Here is a 16,269-nt window from a genome sequence, read left to right on the forward strand (position 1 = left end):
GCGACGAACCAGATCGACCTGACATGAGCTTCATCCTTTCCAACCGATGAAGCCTCCAGCAATCCCGGCGCGGTTCAAGTCACCAAAATCGGCGAACTCAGCGCCGCCGGGCATTCGATCCGGTTGACCACCTTCCAGCGGCTACGGTTCGACTACGAAAAGCGCGGCATCTGGGGCCTGGTCGATCACCGCATCACCCGCACCCAAGACGTCCGAACCGACGAACGGGTGCTGGAGGCCATCAGGCAAGCGGTGGCCGAGGAGACCAACGAATCCACCGGCACCGTCGGCAGGCTGCGCCGTCGTGTCGAGCGCATCCTCATCTCCCAGTACAAGGTGGAGCCGGTATCGGTGATGCCCTCCCGCGCGACGTTCTACCGGCTGGTGCAGCGCGTCTCGGCCGGTAAGCACACCTTCGGATCAGCCCGTACCCGCCGGTCACTGGCCAAACAGCCAGCCGGACCGTTCGCAACAGTGACCGTGCTACGGCCCGGCGAATGGATGCAGATCGACTCCACACCGCTAGACGTCCGCGTGGTCTTGGACAACGGCATCATCGACAGGGTCGAACTCACCTGGCTCATCGACCTAGCCACACGCACCATCGCCGCGGCAGTGCTCCGCCCCACCACCAAAGCCGTGGACGCCGCCTTGCTGTTGGCCCGCTCCCTGACACCAGAACCGATGCGCCCAGGGTGGGCAGATGCGCTGCGCATGTCCCGCTCGGTGCTGCCGCACCGGCGCCTGACCGACATCGATCAGCGTCTGGAACACGCGGCGGCCCGCCCGGTAATCGTCCCGGAAACCATCGTGTGCGACCACGCGAAGGTCTACATGTCACACAACTTCCGAACCGCCTGCCGCGCCATGGGCATCAACTTCCAGCCCACCCACAAAGGGTCTCCCTGGGAAAAAGGAACGGTAGAGAAAAGCTTTCGCTCCGTGGGAACACTCTTCGCTCAATATGTGGCCGGCTACGTCGGCAACAGCGTCGAAAACCGTGGAAAAAACGCCGACCGGAAAGCCGTCTGGTCGATGATCGAGCTGCAAGCACTTTTGGATGAATGGATCGTCGTCGATTGGCAGAACCGTCAGCACGACGGGCTGCGCCACCCGCTGATGACCGCCAAGGCACTGACGCCCAACGAGCAGTACGCCGCGCTGATCGAGATCACCGGATACGTGCCGGTGCCCTTGTCCGCCGATGACTATGTTGAACTGCTACCAATTAAATGGCGGGTCATCAACTCCTACGGCATCAAAATCGGAAACCGTGTATACGACGGCAAAGCCCTCAACCCCCACCGCCGCGAACACTCAGGGGTCACCGCGGAAAACGGCCGCTGGGAGATCCACTACGACCCCTACGACGTCTCTCGCATCTGGGTCCGCAACCACCGCGGCAAGGGATGGATCTGTGTTCCCTGGACGCATCTGCGCAGCACACCCATTCCTTTCGGCGAACAAGCATGGGATCACGCCCGCCAGATACTCACTCGCCGCGGAGAAAACCCGGCGACCGAGAAAGAGATCGCCGAAGCGGCAACAGCTCTGCTCGACAAAGCCGGCAACGGCCCCCCAGAGGGCAAACCCTCCGCCAAGACCTCGCGGGTAGCGGGCCGCACCCGCGCGATGCCCCCCACCAGCAGCCCTGAACTCCCCTCAACCGATCCACCCCCGCCAGAACACCTCACCATCCCTGCCGACGTCATGGCCAACCTCATCACTGCAGACGAAGAAGACGATGACCAAATCGCCGATGTCATACCACTCAGGATCTTCGATCCCAGCAAGGAGGCCAGAAAGTGGTGGTGAACCCCTCGCTCGCCGACCGGGGTGAGACAGCCGATGTGCCGGACAACACGCTGAACACCGACCGGCCAGAGACCACCATTTCCCTGACCGACTGGCGGCGCTTTGTTCAGTCATCAGCCGAACAACGACGAACATTCCTGAACCACAAAGCCAACAACCCCCACATCGAAGCGAGGACGAGCCACCCCTGTGAACTCGCCGCGCTCTCACCCGCAACCACCGCCCACGACACCCGAGGCGATGACCTGCTCTGCGGCGTCATACCGCTCAGACTCTTCGATCCCAGCAAGGAGGCCAAGCAATGGCCGTGAAGAGCTCACCCGCCAGCTTGGGTGAGACAGCCGATGTGCTGGACAACACCTTGGACAACGCGCTGGACGCCGACCGGCGCGAGCCCACCATGACCCTGACCGGCTGGCGACGTTTCGTCGAGACTCCCGCCGCCAGCATCGACCTGCTTCCCGAGCAGCAATGGGCGGGCTTGACCCCTGACCTCAAAGACGCCTACGACGAAGCGAGGATGAACTACCACTCCGAGCTCGTCGTCGTCTCCACCGCGACCGTCGAACAGGTCAACCGCCAAGGACGACTGCTGACGCGACTGAACCGGCGTGAGATCAGCGCCCGCCGAGGGCTGATCGTGTCCGGACCGCAGACCACCGGAAAAAGCACCGCCCTCAAACAACTCGGCCGCACCCACGAGCTGATGATTCGCCAACGATACCCGGGCCGAGTCATCGACCGCATCCCCGTTGTCTACGTAACCAGCCCACCTAAAGGCTCTCCTCGCAAGCTGGCACTGGAATTCGCCCGCTTCCTCGGCCTGCCACCGGTCAAACGCGCCTACAACACCACCGACATCGCCGACATCGTCTGCCAGATCCTCATCGACGCGAAAGTCGACCTGGTACTCGTAGACGAAGTCCACAACCTCAACCAGGCAACCTCCGCCGGCGAGGACATGTCTGACCACCTGAAATACTTCACCGAGCACCTACCCGCCACTTTCGTCTACGCCGGCATCGACGTCGAACGCACGCTCCTGACCGGAGTACGCGGCAAACAGATCGCAGGACGATGCGTGCTCATCAAAACCGGTCCGTTCCCCTACAACGATGACTGGAAATCGATGATCGCCACCCTTGAACAAGCACTGCGGCTGCACCGCCACAAACCCGGAACACTGCTACGAAACGCCCGTTACCTGCACAATCGCACCTCAGGAATGATAGGCAGCCTGTCACACCTGATTCGCGGAGCAGCTCATCTGGCCATCATGGAGGGAGAAGAAGCCATCACCCGGAAACTCATGAACGACGTCCTCATCGATCACGTCGCCCAATCCGGTGAGTATCAATCATAACTGACATGAATAAACCACCGGAAAACCGCACTGAACCACAAACAGCCTACCGACCGCACATACCCACCGCGATGCCTCTGCGTCCGCTTCCTCGGACTGTCACACCGTTCCCCAACGAGACAACACGGTCCTACCTGGACCGGCTCGCCCGCGCCAACTACCTTGACGGCGACCATCTGCGCTTCTACCTCACCGAAAGCCGAAAAAAGTCCTCGAAGGTACCTGCGGATCGCTTATCCGCACTCAGCGGCATTCCAGAAAACACCCTTCTCCGCGCCCTTTACGATCTTCACAGCGAAGAGGATTCGCCCTCCGAAACGGCCGATTCCCAGCCCCGTCGTATAGTCCACGAAAAAAGGCCGTGCCAGCTATGCGCAGCAGGACGGGAATTCGGCGAAAAGATACATTGCCAGGAACAGCCAGATGTCGTCATTTGTCGTCTCCACCGCCGATGGATCGGCCCCGGAGACATCAGATACGGCCACCCACAACCCGACCTCACCAACCAGCCGGACATCCTCCAAGCTGCCAAACGCTACCGGCGCATCGTCAGACGCCATGGCCAAGCCAATGCCGCCCGCGCCTACAAAAACGCAAGCGACATCTGTCACCAATGGCGTCAATCAAACAGCTCAGACGACGCCTTCATCCATAGAATGCAAATATTCCACGGAGAAGAATGGAGTGTTCCCTGGGATGACGCCACAGTTCACGCCGCCGTATACCCGCAATCCATCGCATTAACCCGGATCTTGGCCTCACCATATTGGCAATCCGTTGCTTTACAAGAACTCCCGATCCCACATCGTTTCATTGACGAGGTCCGGCGCACCGTCAACCCCTTATACCAATGGCTCCCCACACCTAGCTTCAAGCGCCCCGAACCGCTTGCCGACTGGATCAATTGGCAACGACATCAAACAAGGAAGTCGGATCCAGAATCTCACACCACCATGGAATTCGACCAGTTAAACACAATTTGGTATGGATAACTCGTGGAAAATGAGACGCAGCGCTGCTTGCCACTAAAACAGCCGACGAGCTCAGTCGCCACCATCCACGGCCTGCAACCGCGGCGCACCCGCGGCGGCGGCGGTGAGGTCTCCTGCGCCGACGTCGATCTCATCGACACCCTGACCGGCAACAGCCGACACATCACCACCTGCTGGCTCCACTCCGCCCCGACGACCATCACCCGCCAAAATCGACTCAGCGCACTCGCCAGATTCCTGCGCTGGCTCAACCACACCACCCCAGGCATCAACCTGCTGACGGTAGATGAAAACCACCTGACCACCTACCGCGATGCTCTAGAAACCGGCACCGTCAGCACCGGAGTACGCAATCCCGGCCAGCCGCTAAAACCCGCCACCGTCGCCTGGCGCCTGGCCATGCTCTCCAGCCTGTTCCGCCACGCCCGGCGCCACCACGCCATCAACGCCAACCCCGCAGAAGACCTACAGCGTCCCCTCCCCCCAACGGCAACCACCACCAGCATCACCTCAGCTCTCACCATCGAAGAACACCATGCCGTAGTAGCCGGCACGCAAGTTCTGGCCACCACCCGCCCCATGGACGCCGCAGCAGTGGCCCTGTTGACCGACTGCCTGCTACGTGCCGGCGAACTAGCGCTGCTCACCGCGAACGACATCACCACCATCGATGGACACTCCCTCATCGCCGTCAGCCGCGCAACCGGCCGCCGCACTGTCCCCGTGCCCGACCGAACGCTGACACTACTGAAACCATTGCGAGCCACCCGAGCGCCCGGCCAAGCGTTGCTTACTAAACACAACGGCCGTCCGATCGACCGCTGGTGGCTCATTGCCGCCCTGCGCCGCGCCGCACTCGCCGGCGGCATTCCCAAGCACCGGGCCCAGCAGTTACATCCGAACATCACCAGGCCGACCGCGATCGCGCTACTGGAGCACGAAACGATCTCCCCGCAAGAAACCCGGCAGGTCATCGCCTACGCGCCGCCAGAAACCATCGTGCGCTACACGCGCCGGGTCAACAGCTTGGACAAACCACCTCTCCTTCCAACTGGAGGCATTGCTGACGACGCCACCGGGCGGTTGCGCTGGCGGCCCTGGGGCGAGTGAGAGGCCGACGAGGGAGATCATGCACAACGACCCGACCGACCCGACATTGTCACCGGCGACCACTGCGGCCATCCAGTTCGGCATACCCAAGGCCACCCGCACCGGCTACGCCGGCGACTGGGAGCGCTTCGCCCGCTGGTGCGCCGAGCAGGACCGCACCGCACTACCCGCCACGCTGGAGACCGTGGCCGAGTACACCACCCACCTGACCTGGGGCCAGGGCAAGAAGGTCGCCACCGTTGACCGGGCGCTGTCGTCCATCTGAGGTTCCCCCCGTAGCCCGGACAGCGGCGGTGTGCCCTCAGGCTTCCGGGTCGGGCGGCTGGTGACGCCGCTCGTACTCGTTCGGACAGATCATTCCGATGCTGGAATGTCGCCTATAGGGGTTGTACCAGCACTCGATCCATTCAAACACCGCGTTGGCCAGGTCTGCTCTTGTTGCCCATTTCTTGGTGTCGAGTAGTTCGAGTTGCATCGTCCCCCAGAGACCGTCAGGTCGCGGCGATGCTCGTGAACAGGAGGATGACTTCTTCCGGAGCGGCGACCATCCCTCGTGACCGATGACGACTCGTGGACTGGTCAGACCAGGCCGCAGCGCGTTCGACGTACGGGATGAAGGCACCCATCCAGCTCACGCATTCGATAAACGTCGCCGGGACCTGGTCGGTCAGACGGAAAGGTTCGATGTGGGTGAGTCACCAGCAGGGGTGAGCACAGGGTCAACTAGGCGAAAATTTATCGATCATGACATGGATCTTCATTTCGTTCGCAGCGATCAAGCCGGTAATGCCTGTTCAGAGCGTCGACTGCCTCAAGTAGATGAGAAAAATCATGGAATGCCTCAAGTTGAATGAGACAGTTTCAGTGCGGCCGGTAGGCAGTACTAGCTAATGTGTTCGAAAAAGCGAGTCGAAATTAGATTTGTTGGTATGCCTCAGATTGAATGAGACAAGACTGCATGAGTCGTCTCATTCAATCTGAGGCACTGCAGGTCAGGGGCTTGCCGGTGCCTCAGATTGGATGAGACAGGACATCACCGCGGACGCCGGGCTCACCCTGGCCGCCACCCATCGACAGCTCGCCCGCTGGACCGAGAGAGGATTGATCAAAAGGGTCCGCATCGGCCGCTACGCAGCGATAACTCCGCCAGAGACCACCATCTTGCGTGAACTGCAGAAACGCTGACTACCCGGCCTTGGGGCAGCCTCCAGGCGTCAGACGGATCAGTCGTGAGACGGCGCCTGGGCGCCTCGTACGTCGGAGAGCCATGCTCGGGGCGTGGACGAGCCGAACAGGTCGGTGCCACTGACCAGCCAGTCGGCGCCGCCGGCCGTGGCGCGACGGCCGATCTCGCGGGTCACGCCGCCGTCGAGCCCCAGCAGGCGGGAGGCTCCGGAGGCGGCCTCCCGGAGCGCCCGCAGGGTCGCCAGGGCCGACTCGTCGAACGTGGCGCCGGCCTCCCCCGGGACGACCGACATGGTGAGAACGGCCAGCTCGTCCGAGGGCACGAACGTCGCCGGGCTGCCCGGGGACAGGGCCAGGGCCGGCCGGGAACCGCGTCGTTCGATACGGTCGAGCGCCGCCCGCCACCCCTCGGCCTCGGCGTGGACGACGACGAGCTCGCAGAAGCCGGTCCATGCGTCGAGGCGGGCGAGCGGGTCGGTGACCATGAGGTGGGCCTCGGCGCGCATCCCGGTCTCCCCGGTCATCGCGGCGGCCGTCTCGGCCGAGAACCCGCCCTCACGGGCGAAGACGCCGTCGGTGGTGTCCCAGTGGAGCACGTCGAGCCCGGCGTCGCGAAGCCGGTGCGCCTCACGTGCCTGCGCAGCGGGGGGGACCGACCACAGGGAGCCCGCGATCCGCATGCGCTCAGCCACCGGCGGGGTGGTCGAAGGGCTCCTGGAGCACGACCTCGGCGAGGGCTCGGTCGGTGACCAGGGAGGACAGCAGCCCGGAGCGAGCCACGGCGAGCACGGCCCCAGCCTTGTCGGCGCCTGCGGCGACCGCGATGACGCGCGGCACCCGCCCGAGCTCCTGGGCGCTGATGGACAGGCACCGCTCGGCGAAGTCCTCTCCGACGAGGCGTCCGTGGCGGTCGATGAGGATCCCGGCGACCTCGGCCTGCACCCCCCTGGCCGCGAGTTCCGCGCGGTCGGCGTCGGACATGACCTCGCGGAACTGCGAGATCGGCGGATCCCATGAGCCGACGGCGACCACGGCGACGGTCACCTGGGTGAACAGCCGCATGGCCGCGGCGACGTCGGTCTGCCGCCGGAGGGCCGCCGCGGTCGCCGCGTCCTCCACGACCAGTGGCGCGAAGATGGCGTGCGCCTTGCCTCCCGCGCTCAGCGAGGCCTTGCGCACGACCTCGACGGGTGACTCGGCAAGGTCGGAGCCGACGGCCCCGGTGAGCTGCACGACCGAGACGGGCGGTAGGGAGGTGAGACCCTCGGTCATCGCGGTGAGGGTTCTGCCCCATGCCAGGCCGAGGACGTCGCCGGGGTGGAGCGTCTCGGTGAGCAGGGTCGCGGCGGCGGCCCCGACCTGGCTGCGCACCTGCGCGTCGGTTCCAAGCGTTTCAACAACGATCGCCTCACGGAGCCGCATATGTGCGCTGAGCTGGGCGGACATGACGTCGTCGACATATCCGGCGTCCCTTAGAGTGATAGTCACGACACCGGTGCTCTTCGCCTGCTCAAGCAGTCGGGCGATCTTGAATCGCGAGAGCCCGAGCTCCTTGGCGATCTCCACCTTCGAGACGTCATCAATGTAGAAGCGTCTCGCGACGGTCGCCATGAGCCTTCGCTCGGCGGCCGTCATCTTCGCAATATCGCTCATATGAGCGCCAGTATTGCTCATTCGTTACCTCACTGCGACCCGTATGTCTTGTTAGCAGACTCTGATGGACCTTATAGTACACAAACGAGCACCCTTTACGCTCATATGAGCGAAGCTCGGGAGGGGTAGTTGTGAGAACACGCCGTATGCCGGACGAGATCGGGATCTTCGGAATTCTGATCCTGGTCGCCCTCGTCATGAGCCTGCTGTCCGAGAACTTCCGGACCGTTGACAACCTACAGATCTTGCTGCTCAACGGCGCGGTCATCGCCTTCCTCGCCCTGGGGCAGACCTTCGTGCTCCTGACAGGAGGCATCGACCTGTCCACGGGGTCGAACGTCGCCCTGACGGGGATGCTGGCGGCGGTCGTCATGAAGGCAGGGGTCGGGTGGCCGATCGCCGCGCTGGTGGCCATTCTCGCAGGAATCACAGTCGGCCTGTTCAACGGCGCGATCATCCATTACCTGAAGCTTCCGCCGTTCATCGTGACCTTCTCCACCTTCGGCATCGCCGCGAGCATTCCCCAGATCATGACCGGCGCGAAGTCGGTGTCGGTCACCGACCCGATGTTCGCCGTCATCGGCCGCGGCGCCTTGCTGGGCGTCCCGATGCCGGTCGTCCTGGTCATCGTCGCCGCCTGCGTCCTGGCCTTCTTCCTGCGCAGGACCGCGACGGGCGTGCACATCTACGCCGTCGGCGGCAACACCGAGACCAGCCGCCTTGCCGGGATCGGAATCGGGCGCACCACCATGCTGGTCTACGCGGTGAGCGGCCTGTGCGCGGCGTTCGGCGGGCTCATCACCACCAGCCGGCTCATGGTCGGCTACCCCACCGCCGGTTCGGGCAACGAGCTGTTCTTCTCCATCGCGGCGGCCGTCGTCGGCGGCGTCAGCCTGTTCGGCGGCATCGGCTCCGTCCCCGGCGCCTTCCTCGGCGCGGTGCTGATCGCGACCGTGTCCAACGGCATGAACGTCATCGGCGTCGACAGCTTCTGGCAGCCGCTCGTCATCGGCGTCATCATCCTGCTCGGCGTCAGCCTCGACACCTACCGCCGCAGGCTCTCACTCTCCGACTTCTCCCGGCTGTTCAGCCGTTCCGGTCCCCCGGGCCCGACAGCTCGTGAACCGATCGATTCCCTCGCGCCGGGCGAAGGCGCTGTTTCCATCGAAAACAAGAGGTAGCTCCCATGAAGCGACGTTTTTCCCTGGCCACCGGCGCGGCGCTCGCCGCGCTGACCCTCGCCGGATGCAGCACAGGGGTCGACACCGGCGCCCAGGCCGGCGCCGGCAAGCCCGAGGGCGGCATCCCCCGGCCCGAGGCGTGCGCCGCCGACTCCAAGTACGTGGCGGTCGCGCTCCCCAACCTGACCAACCCCTACTACGTGGCCATGAAGAAGGGCTTCGAGACGGCGGGCCAGGCGGCGGGCTTCAAGACCGAGGTCCAGATCGCCAACGACGACGACGCGGCACAGCTCGCCCAGGTCCAGGCGATGCTCCAGAAGAAGCCGTGCGCGCTCGCGCTCAACCCCGTGAAGTCCGAGCCCGCCGCGGCGATCGTGAAACTGGCCAACGACGCGGGCGTGCCCGTGTTCACCGTGAACGTCACCGTGGACGACGCCGCGCTCAAGGCCCAGGGCGGGAGCATCGTGCAGTACCTCGGCGCCGACAACGCCGCGGGCGGGAAGCAGGTGGCCGAGCAGGTGCTCAAGGACCTCGGCGCCGACGCCGACCTCAAGGTCGGTTTCATCACCGAGCCCGACGAGGGCCCGGTCGTCGCCCGGGACAAGGGCTTCGAGGACACCATCGCCGCCGACGCCAAGGCCAAGGTCGTGGCCAAGGTGGACGGCAACGTCAAGCCCGACGACAGCCTTGCCGCGACCACCGAGCTGCTCCAGGGCAACCCGGACGTGAACGTCCTGTTCACCAGCACCGGCCCCGCCTCCTATGGAGCGCTCCAAGCCATCCAGAGCGGCGGCAAGAAGGTCAAGGTCTACGGCTTCTGCGCGGCCGACGAGCCACTGACCGACCAGTACCCGGCGTGCGTGGCACAGGAGCCCGAGAACTACGGCAAACGCGTGATCGAGCAGATCTCCGCCTGGCTGGGCGGCGCCAAGCCCGAGGCCCAGATCCTGCGCCCGCTCAAGCTTTACACCAAGGGCCAGACGCCCGCACCGGGCGAGGTGGGCTGAATGACCGGGCCGACGGCCACGTCGGCAGGAGGAGCGCACCCCGCACCGGCGGAAGGTCTCCGGGCCGAGGGGATCGTCAAGCGATACGCCGGTGTCCCCGTGCTCTCCGGCGTGACCGTCACCGTCCGGCCCGGCGAGGTCGTCGGACTGGTCGGGCACAACGGCGCGGGCAAGTCCACCCTGCTCAGGACGCTCTCCGGGGCGATCAGGCCGGACGAGGGGACGATCAGCGTGAACGGCGACCGGATGCAGCTGACCGGCCCCGCGGTCGCCCTGAAGGCCGGCATCTCCACCGTCTACCAGGAGCTGTCGCTCCTGCCGAACCTCACGATCACCCAGAATGTGTTCCTGGGCCGCGAGCGGCGGCGTGGCACGCGGACGCTCGACGGCGAAGGCATGCGCCGAGCGGCCCGGGACCTGGTCGATCGCTTCGGCCTGCGGGTCGACGTGGACCGGCCGCTGGGCCACTATCCGGTGGCCACCCGGCAGCTCCTGGAGATCGCGATCGCCACCGAGCGCGAGACCCGTTTCCTGCTCCTGGACGAGCCGACGACGAGTCTGGAGGGTGAGCAGGTCGACAGGCTGCTCGAACTGATCAGGTCCTTGACCAGGGAGTCGGGACTCGGCGTACTGCTCGTCGACCACAAGCTCGACGAGCTGTACGCCGTGGCCGACTCGGTCGTGGCCTTGGTCGACGGTGAGGTCCGAATCGCCGGGCCGGTCGAGGAGACCGACCGGGCGGACGTCATCCGCGCGATCGCGGGTGAGGAAGCCGCCGTGCACCTGGCCGAGACCGGGCAGTACGACCAGCTCCCGGTGGAGGAACTGGGTGACCTGGCGTCAGGGCGGCCCCAGGGACGGCGTCCCGTCCCGGCGCTGCCGGTCGGGGCCCGGCCGAGCCTCCGGGTGCGCGGACTGCGGGCTCCCGGCCTCACCGACGTGTCCCTCGACGCCTACCCGGGACGGGTTCTCGGCGTCTACGGCCTTGTCGGGTCGGGGCGCACGGAGTTCCTGCGCGCGCTGGTCGGGCTGGACAGGATCGACGCCGGGCGGCTGGAGCTGTTCGGAGAGCCCTATCGGCCGCGCAACCCCTCCCACGCGCGGCGAGCCGGCGTCGTCTACCTCACCGAGGAACGCAAGGTCGACGGGATCGTGCCCGGGCTCGACTCCGCCACGAACATCGTCCTGCCCGTGCTGCACGCGTTCTCCAGGTTCGGAGTGCTGGACCGCCGTGCCATGGCCAGGAGCGCCGCCCGGTTCATGGACCAGCTCCATGTGCGCGGCGACAGAGACGCCCCGGTCGTCAGCCTGTCCGGCGGCAACCAGCAGAAGGTCCTTCTGGCACGAGCGCTGGCGCAGGAGCCCCGGCTACTGCTTCTGGACGAGCCCACCAAGGGCGTGGACATCGGCGTGAAGACCGAGATCCATCGCCTGCTCCGCCGCCTCGCCTCCGAACAGGGCATGACCGTCGTGGTCGTGTCGAGCGAGGAGGAGGAGATCCTCGACGTGTCCGACGACGTCGCGACGTTCTCGCACGGACGATGTGACGGCGGCATCCGGCTCGCCTCCGAGCTCTCGCTGGTCAAACTCCGGCAGGTCGCGTGGGGGGCGGCATGATCCCCCGCCTCGGGCCCGCTCCCCAAGAAAGGCAACAGAGAACAGTGATGGCCGCTGCCGCGAATGATGTGCTGTCCGAGGGCCGCGAAGCCGTACGCCGGGAAGCAGACGGCGTGCTGTCCGTCGCCGACCAGCTGGACGACAGCTTCGTAGAGGCGGCCCGCCTGCTCTACGACTGCGAGGGCAAGGTGTTCGTCACGGGGGCCGGGACCTCCGGGGCGGTGGCCCGGCGCATGGCTCATCTGCTGTCCGTCTGCGGCACGCCGGCGCTGTTCATCCATGCGGCCGACGCCCTGCACGGCACGATGGGAGCCGTCACGAAGGGCGACATCCTGATCGCGATCTCGCGGGGCGGCGGGTCCCGGGAGATCAACGACTTGGCCGAGCGCGTACGGGAACGCGGTGCCCGGGTGATCGCCCTGACGGCGGTCACCGAGTCCGAGCTGGGGAACCGCGCGGACCTGGTGGTCAAGCTGGAGAGCCCGCCCGGCGTGGATCCGGGCGAGGTGATCGCCATGGGGTCGACGCTCGTCACCGCGGTGTGGGGCGACGCGCTCGCGTACGTCCTGATGAGGTTGCGCGGCTACGGATGGGAGCAGGTGCTGCACAGTCACCCGTCGGGGGCCGTGGGGCAGATCCACGACGCCCCGGAGCCCCTGCCCGCGCTGACCTTCGACGCCGGCACCGAGGCGGCGGGCGTGTCGAGGGACACGGTCTGACCATGCCCATCGTCGCAGGCATCGACAGTTCGACGCAGTCCTGCACCGTGGAGCTCCGCGACGCCGGTGACGGTGCGCTGCTCGGGACCGGCCGTGCCCCGCATCCGGTGACGCACCCGCCGCTCAGCGAGCAGGATCCCGCGGCCTGGTGGCGCGCCCTGGCCACCGCGCTCGCCCTGGCCTGCCGGGACGCGGGCGTACGGCCGGGCTCCATCGACGCCGTGAGCGTGACCGCCCAGTGTCACGGCCTGGTCGCCCTCGACGCCGCCGGCCAGGTCCTGCGGCCTGCCAAGCTGTGGAACGACACGACGTCCGCGCCGCAGGCGGCCGGCCTGGTGGCGCGCTACGGGGCCCGGAACTGGGTGCGCGCGACCGGCCTGACCCCGACCGCCGCGCTGACCGTCACCAAGCTGGCCTGGCTGGCCGAGCACGAGCCCGGCAACCTGCGGCGCCTCACCACCGTGCTGGTGCCGCACGACTGGCTGACGTACCGGCTGACCGGCGAACGTGTCACGGACCGATCCGACGCCTCCGGGACCGGCTACTACGCGGCGTTCGAGAACCGGTGGCGTACCGACCTGCTCACCGAGCTGGTGTCGCCGGACGTCGACTGGGACGCGGCGGTTCCCCGGGTGCTCGGCCCCGCCGAACCCGCGGGCCGCGTGCTGCCCGAGGTCGCGGCCGAGCTCGGGCTGCGGCCCGGCGTGCCGGTCGGCCCGGGCGGCGGCGACCAGCATCTCGGCGCCGTCGGTCTCGGCCTGAGGACCGGCGACGTCGCCTACAGCCTCGGCACCTCCGGGGTGGTGCTGTCGGTGAGCGCGGACCCCGTCTTCGACTCCACCGGCTGGGTGGACGGCGTCGCGGACGCGACGGGAGGCTACCTGCCGCTGGTGTGCACGCTCAACTCCACCAAGGTCACCGACACCTTCGCCCGCCTGCTGGGGGTCGACGTCGGGACACTGGGCCACCTCGCGCTGGCCGCCGACCCCGCGCAGGCACGGCCTACGCTGGTCGCCTATCTGGACGGTGAACGCAGCCCGGACCTGCCGAACGCCCAGGGGGTGATGGCCGGCCTGACGACCGCCTCGACACGTGAAGGCCTGGCGCTCAGCGTGTTCGAGAGCGTGATCTTCGGGCTGGTGCGCGGGCACCAGGCGATCGACGCCGCGGGCGTGCCGACCCCGGGCGAGGTGGTGGCCGTGGGCGGAGGCGCACGATCCCTCGCCTACCGGCAGGTCCTCGCGGACGTACTCGGCCGCCCGGTGATCACGCGGGACGCGCCCGAGGCGAGCGCCCGGGGTGCCTGCGTCCAGGGCGCCGCAGTACTCTCCGGTTCCGATATCAAGGACGTGCGCGACGCGTGGCGTCCACCTCTGGTGGCGGTCGTAACTCCCCGGCCCGGCGACTCGGCCGCGCTGATGGAGCGCTACCTGCTGCTCGCCGAACAGGTGAGGGCGGACAACGGCTGACAGATCGCCGTCTCACAGACTCGTGCACCCGCCATTCACCGACCCGTGCAAAGGAATGGACCCATGACCCTCTACGTCGACTCCGCGGAACGCTCGGCCGTTGAACCCCTGCTGGCCACCGGCCTGTTCGCCGGTGTCACCACCAATCCGGCGCTGCTCGCTCGCGCCGGGCTGACCCAGGCCGACCTTCCCGCCGTGTTCACCTGGGCCACGGCCGCGGGCGCGAAGCAGGTGTTCATGCAGACGTTGGGCACGACCGCCGGGGAGATCCTCGCCGCGGGCAGGAGGATCCGCGACCTCGGACCGCAGGCGATCGTGAAGATCCCCGCCACGCGGGAGGGACTGGGCGCCGCCCGTGTCCTGGCGGACGAGGGCGTGCCGATTCTGGTCACCGCCGTCCACCACGCGACGCAGGCACTGTTCGCGGATGCCGTCGGCGCGCGCTTCATCGCGCCCTACGTCGGCCGGATGACGGACCAGGGCCGCGACGGCGTCGCCGAGACGATCCAGATGCATCAGGTGTTGTCCGGATCGGGCACGCGGGTGCTCGCGGCGAGCCTGCGCGACCGGGAGGACGTCGCGGCGCTGGCCGCCGCGGGCGTACCCGACTTCGCGCTGAGCGCTCCGCTGTGCGAAGCACTACTGGCCGACGAGCCCACGCTCGCCGCTGCCGACCGGTTCGAGACCATCGCAGCGCGCCAGAATTGACGACGCCTCCGAAATCACGCGGTGTCACCGGCTCTTCCGGACCGGTCTTCGTGGGATGGGATGTAGCGGTGGTGCCAGGACCGTTCGATCTCGGCGGCATCGGCGGATCCGGCCATCGCCATGCTGCGGGTCAGGGCGCGATCCATGGTCTGCTCGAAGTCGACGGACACGAAGATCCGCAGATGCCATTGGTCGATGAGTTCTGGCCGCAGGAGGAAGACGCCGTCGAAGAGGAGTACGGCGTCTTCGACGGCGGTCGTGGCCGGTGAGGACAGCGGGCCGGTCAGCATCGTGGTCGTGGACCGTGTGCTGGAACTTGCGGTCTCCGACTGGGCCGAGCGCATCACGCAGGACTCGGCACAGCGCTTTGTGATCGTGAGCGTCGTGCCGCCATCGAAGACACAGGCCACGAGAACCCGGGCGGCGCGGCCATCGTCGCCTATCTGGTCGGCGAACGGCGGCCCGACGAGCTGCTCACGAGCCAACTGGGTGGTTGGCTACCCGCGCCGATGATTCCACGCGTCCACGTCTGGCTGGACGAGATGCCTCTCAACCGCGCGGGCAAGATCGACCGTCGAGCGCTCGCCAAGATGCTCGATCCCGCACTCCCCCCGGACGCAACACGCAACCCTCACGTTGTGCCATTCACTGGCGCGGGCGGGACGGATACGGGAAGCTGTCCCGATGCCTGCTGAATACACCCAAAGTGACCAGTTCCGTGGTGCCCGCATCCACCTGTGCGACCTCTCCGGCCTCGAGATTCGCGATTGCGACGTCACCGGCCTGAAGATCGTGGACTGCTATGGGGGCAACCTCTCCCTCGGTGGCGGCTTCGAGCGTGTCGTTGTCAACGACGTCGACGTGACCGCCTACGTCGAGGCCGAGCTCGACCGGCTGCATCCCAACCGGGTGCTGGCCCGTGAGGCCACGTCCGCCGCCGAATACCGGGCCGCCTGGGATGCCATCGAGAAGCAATGGGAGGAGACGCTCGACCGCGCCAGGCGCCTACCCGAGGCGAAGCTGCACGAGCAGGTCGACGGCGAGTGGTCGTTCGTCGAGACGCAGCGGCATCTGCTGATGGCCAGCGATGCCTGGATCGGCAACGCCGTGCTCGAGGAGGACGCGCCGTACCACCCGTTGGGCCTTCCTGGCGGCGGGATGCCGGCCGAAGCATCGGCGAAGCTCGGGCTCACCCTCGATGCCACCCCGACGCTCGACGAGGTACTCGCGCCGCGGCTCGCCCGCATGGCCACGATACGCCGGGTCGTCGACGACCTCACCGAGGCCGGGCTCGACCGGGTATGCGGTCGCAAGCCGGCCGACCCCTACCCGGACAAGGAGTACGTCGTGCGCCGCTGCCTCACGGTGGTGTGCAAGGAAGAGGCCGAGCATCACCGGTATGCGGTCCGCGACCTCACCGCGCTCGAGGCCGGTGCCCGAACCGGGTGAA

At 66.7% G+C, this 16,269-nt stretch carries 17 protein-coding genes; 13 read left to right on the forward strand and 4 right to left on the reverse strand.

What is annotated here, in order from left to right; genetic code table 11:
• The first annotated feature begins 123 nt into the window (after positions 1-123).
• Genes ACLQ2R_RS37545 through ACLQ2R_RS37570 form a run of 6 tightly spaced genes read left to right on the forward strand, consistent with a single transcriptional unit; the run spans position 124 to position 5,545 of the window.
• Positions 124-1,815, forward strand: a complete 1,692-nt coding sequence (locus ACLQ2R_RS37545) for a Mu transposase C-terminal domain-containing protein (RefSeq protein WP_425966185.1) — start codon at positions 124-126, stop codon at positions 1,813-1,815.
• Positions 1,806-2,126: a hypothetical protein gene (locus tag ACLQ2R_RS37550; protein ID WP_425966186.1), complete on the forward strand. Its 321-nt coding sequence runs from the start codon at positions 1,806-1,808 to the stop codon at positions 2,124-2,126. Before ACLQ2R_RS37545 ends, ACLQ2R_RS37550 begins: the two co-directional genes overlap by 10 nt.
• Positions 2,117-3,178, forward strand: coding sequence for an ATP-binding protein (locus ACLQ2R_RS37555; RefSeq protein WP_425966187.1), 1,062 nt, complete (start codon positions 2,117-2,119; stop codon positions 3,176-3,178). Before ACLQ2R_RS37550 ends, ACLQ2R_RS37555 begins: the two co-directional genes overlap by 10 nt.
• 5 nt (positions 3,179-3,183) lie before the next feature.
• A complete protein-coding gene (locus ACLQ2R_RS37560; RefSeq protein WP_425966188.1) occupies positions 3,184-4,170 on the forward strand; it encodes a TniQ family protein in 987 nt (328 codons plus the stop codon).
• Positions 4,171-4,173: 3 nt separating this feature from the next.
• Entirely contained in the window at positions 4,174-5,280 is a 1,107-nt protein-coding gene (locus ACLQ2R_RS37565) for a tyrosine-type recombinase/integrase (RefSeq protein WP_425966189.1), read from the forward strand.
• Between the two features lie 19 nt (positions 5,281-5,299).
• A complete protein-coding gene (locus ACLQ2R_RS37570) occupies positions 5,300-5,545 on the forward strand; it encodes a hypothetical protein (RefSeq protein ID WP_425966190.1) in 246 nt (81 codons plus the stop codon).
• A gap of 36 nt (positions 5,546-5,581) precedes the next feature.
• Here ACLQ2R_RS37570 and ACLQ2R_RS37575 read toward each other — a convergent pair whose 3' ends face one another.
• The 3 genes from ACLQ2R_RS37575 to ACLQ2R_RS37585 all read right to left on the reverse strand — a co-directional run bounded on the left by ACLQ2R_RS37575 (position 5,582) and on the right by ACLQ2R_RS37585 (position 8,118).
• Positions 5,582-5,755 carry an IS3 family transposase gene (locus tag ACLQ2R_RS37575; RefSeq protein ID WP_425966191.1) on the reverse strand — a complete coding sequence of 58 codons (174 nt, stop codon included), beginning with the start codon at positions 5,753-5,755 and terminating at the stop codon, positions 5,582-5,584.
• 748 nt (positions 5,756-6,503) lie between these two features.
• Complete coding sequence (locus tag ACLQ2R_RS37580) at positions 6,504-7,157, reverse strand: hypothetical protein (protein ID WP_425966192.1); 654 nt, start codon at positions 7,155-7,157, stop codon at positions 6,504-6,506.
• Positions 7,150-8,118, reverse strand: a complete 969-nt coding sequence (locus ACLQ2R_RS37585) for a sugar-binding transcriptional regulator (protein ID WP_425966193.1) — start codon at positions 8,116-8,118, stop codon at positions 7,150-7,152. Before ACLQ2R_RS37585 ends, ACLQ2R_RS37580 begins: the two co-directional genes overlap by 8 nt.
• 146 nt (positions 8,119-8,264) lie before the next feature.
• Between ACLQ2R_RS37585 and ACLQ2R_RS37590 the strand changes: the two genes are divergently transcribed.
• The 6 genes from ACLQ2R_RS37590 (at position 8,265) to ACLQ2R_RS37615 (ending at position 14,819) form a co-directional block, all read left to right on the forward strand.
• Positions 8,265-9,299, forward strand: coding sequence for an ABC transporter permease (locus tag ACLQ2R_RS37590; protein WP_425966194.1), 1,035 nt, complete (start codon positions 8,265-8,267; stop codon positions 9,297-9,299).
• 5 nt (positions 9,300-9,304) lie between these two features.
• Entirely contained in the window at positions 9,305-10,306 is a 1,002-nt protein-coding gene (locus tag ACLQ2R_RS37595; RefSeq protein ID WP_425966195.1) for a substrate-binding domain-containing protein, read from the forward strand.
• A complete protein-coding gene (locus ACLQ2R_RS37600) occupies positions 10,307-11,923 on the forward strand; it encodes a sugar ABC transporter ATP-binding protein (protein WP_425966196.1) in 1,617 nt (538 codons plus the stop codon). It begins immediately after the preceding gene.
• Positions 11,924-12,036: 113 nt separating this feature from the next.
• Entirely contained in the window at positions 12,037-12,642 is a 606-nt protein-coding gene (locus ACLQ2R_RS37605) for an SIS domain-containing protein (RefSeq protein WP_425966197.1), read from the forward strand.
• 2 nt (positions 12,643-12,644) lie between these two features.
• Positions 12,645-14,111, forward strand: a complete 1,467-nt coding sequence (xylB, locus tag ACLQ2R_RS37610) for a xylulokinase (protein ID WP_425966198.1) — start codon at positions 12,645-12,647, stop codon at positions 14,109-14,111.
• Positions 14,112-14,174: 63 nt separating this feature from the next.
• Positions 14,175-14,819 (forward strand): transaldolase family protein, encoded by a 645-nt coding sequence (locus ACLQ2R_RS37615; protein WP_425966199.1) that lies wholly within the window; start codon positions 14,175-14,177, stop codon positions 14,817-14,819.
• 14 nt (positions 14,820-14,833) lie between these two features.
• Here the strand turns inward: ACLQ2R_RS37615 and ACLQ2R_RS37620 are convergent, their stop codons facing one another.
• The gene (locus tag ACLQ2R_RS37620; RefSeq protein ID WP_425966200.1) at positions 14,834-15,304 is read right to left on the reverse strand and encodes a hypothetical protein; all 471 of its coding nucleotides are present in this window, start codon (positions 15,302-15,304) and stop codon (positions 14,834-14,836) included.
• A 199-nt stretch (positions 15,305-15,503) separates the two neighbouring features.
• On the opposite strand from ACLQ2R_RS37620, the gene ACLQ2R_RS37625 reads away from it, so the two are divergent.
• Positions 15,504-16,268, forward strand: coding sequence for a DinB family protein (locus ACLQ2R_RS37625; protein WP_425966201.1), 765 nt, complete (start codon positions 15,504-15,506; stop codon positions 16,266-16,268).
• Position 16,269: the final 1 nt, after the last annotated feature.

It is taken from the genome of Streptosporangium sp. DT93 (genome assembly GCF_049844535.1).
Taxonomy (GTDB): Bacteria; Actinomycetota; Actinomycetes; order Streptosporangiales; family Streptosporangiaceae; genus Streptosporangium.

Coding starts and splice junctions, on each gene's coding strand:
- ACLQ2R_RS37600 (WP_425966196.1), top strand. CDS start 10,307: ATGACCGGGCCGACGGCCACGTCGGCAGGAGGAGCGCACCCCGCACCG.
- xylB (WP_425966198.1), top strand. CDS start 12,645: ATGCCCATCGTCGCAGGCATCGACAGTTCGACGCAGTCCTGCACCGTG.
- ACLQ2R_RS37575 (WP_425966191.1), bottom strand. CDS start 5,755: ATGCAACTCGAACTACTCGACACCAAGAAATGGGCAACAAGAGCAGAC.
- ACLQ2R_RS37570 (WP_425966190.1), top strand. CDS start 5,300: ATGCACAACGACCCGACCGACCCGACATTGTCACCGGCGACCACTGCG.
- ACLQ2R_RS37560 (WP_425966188.1), top strand. CDS start 3,184: ATGAATAAACCACCGGAAAACCGCACTGAACCACAAACAGCCTACCGA.
- ACLQ2R_RS37625 (WP_425966201.1), top strand. CDS start 15,504: ATGCCTGCTGAATACACCCAAAGTGACCAGTTCCGTGGTGCCCGCATC.
- ACLQ2R_RS37595 (WP_425966195.1), top strand. CDS start 9,305: ATGAAGCGACGTTTTTCCCTGGCCACCGGCGCGGCGCTCGCCGCGCTG.
- ACLQ2R_RS37590 (WP_425966194.1), top strand. CDS start 8,265: ATGCCGGACGAGATCGGGATCTTCGGAATTCTGATCCTGGTCGCCCTC.
- ACLQ2R_RS37555 (WP_425966187.1), top strand. CDS start 2,117: ATGGCCGTGAAGAGCTCACCCGCCAGCTTGGGTGAGACAGCCGATGTG.
- ACLQ2R_RS37615 (WP_425966199.1), top strand. CDS start 14,175: ATGACCCTCTACGTCGACTCCGCGGAACGCTCGGCCGTTGAACCCCTG.
- ACLQ2R_RS37585 (WP_425966193.1), bottom strand. CDS start 8,118: ATGAGCGATATTGCGAAGATGACGGCCGCCGAGCGAAGGCTCATGGCG.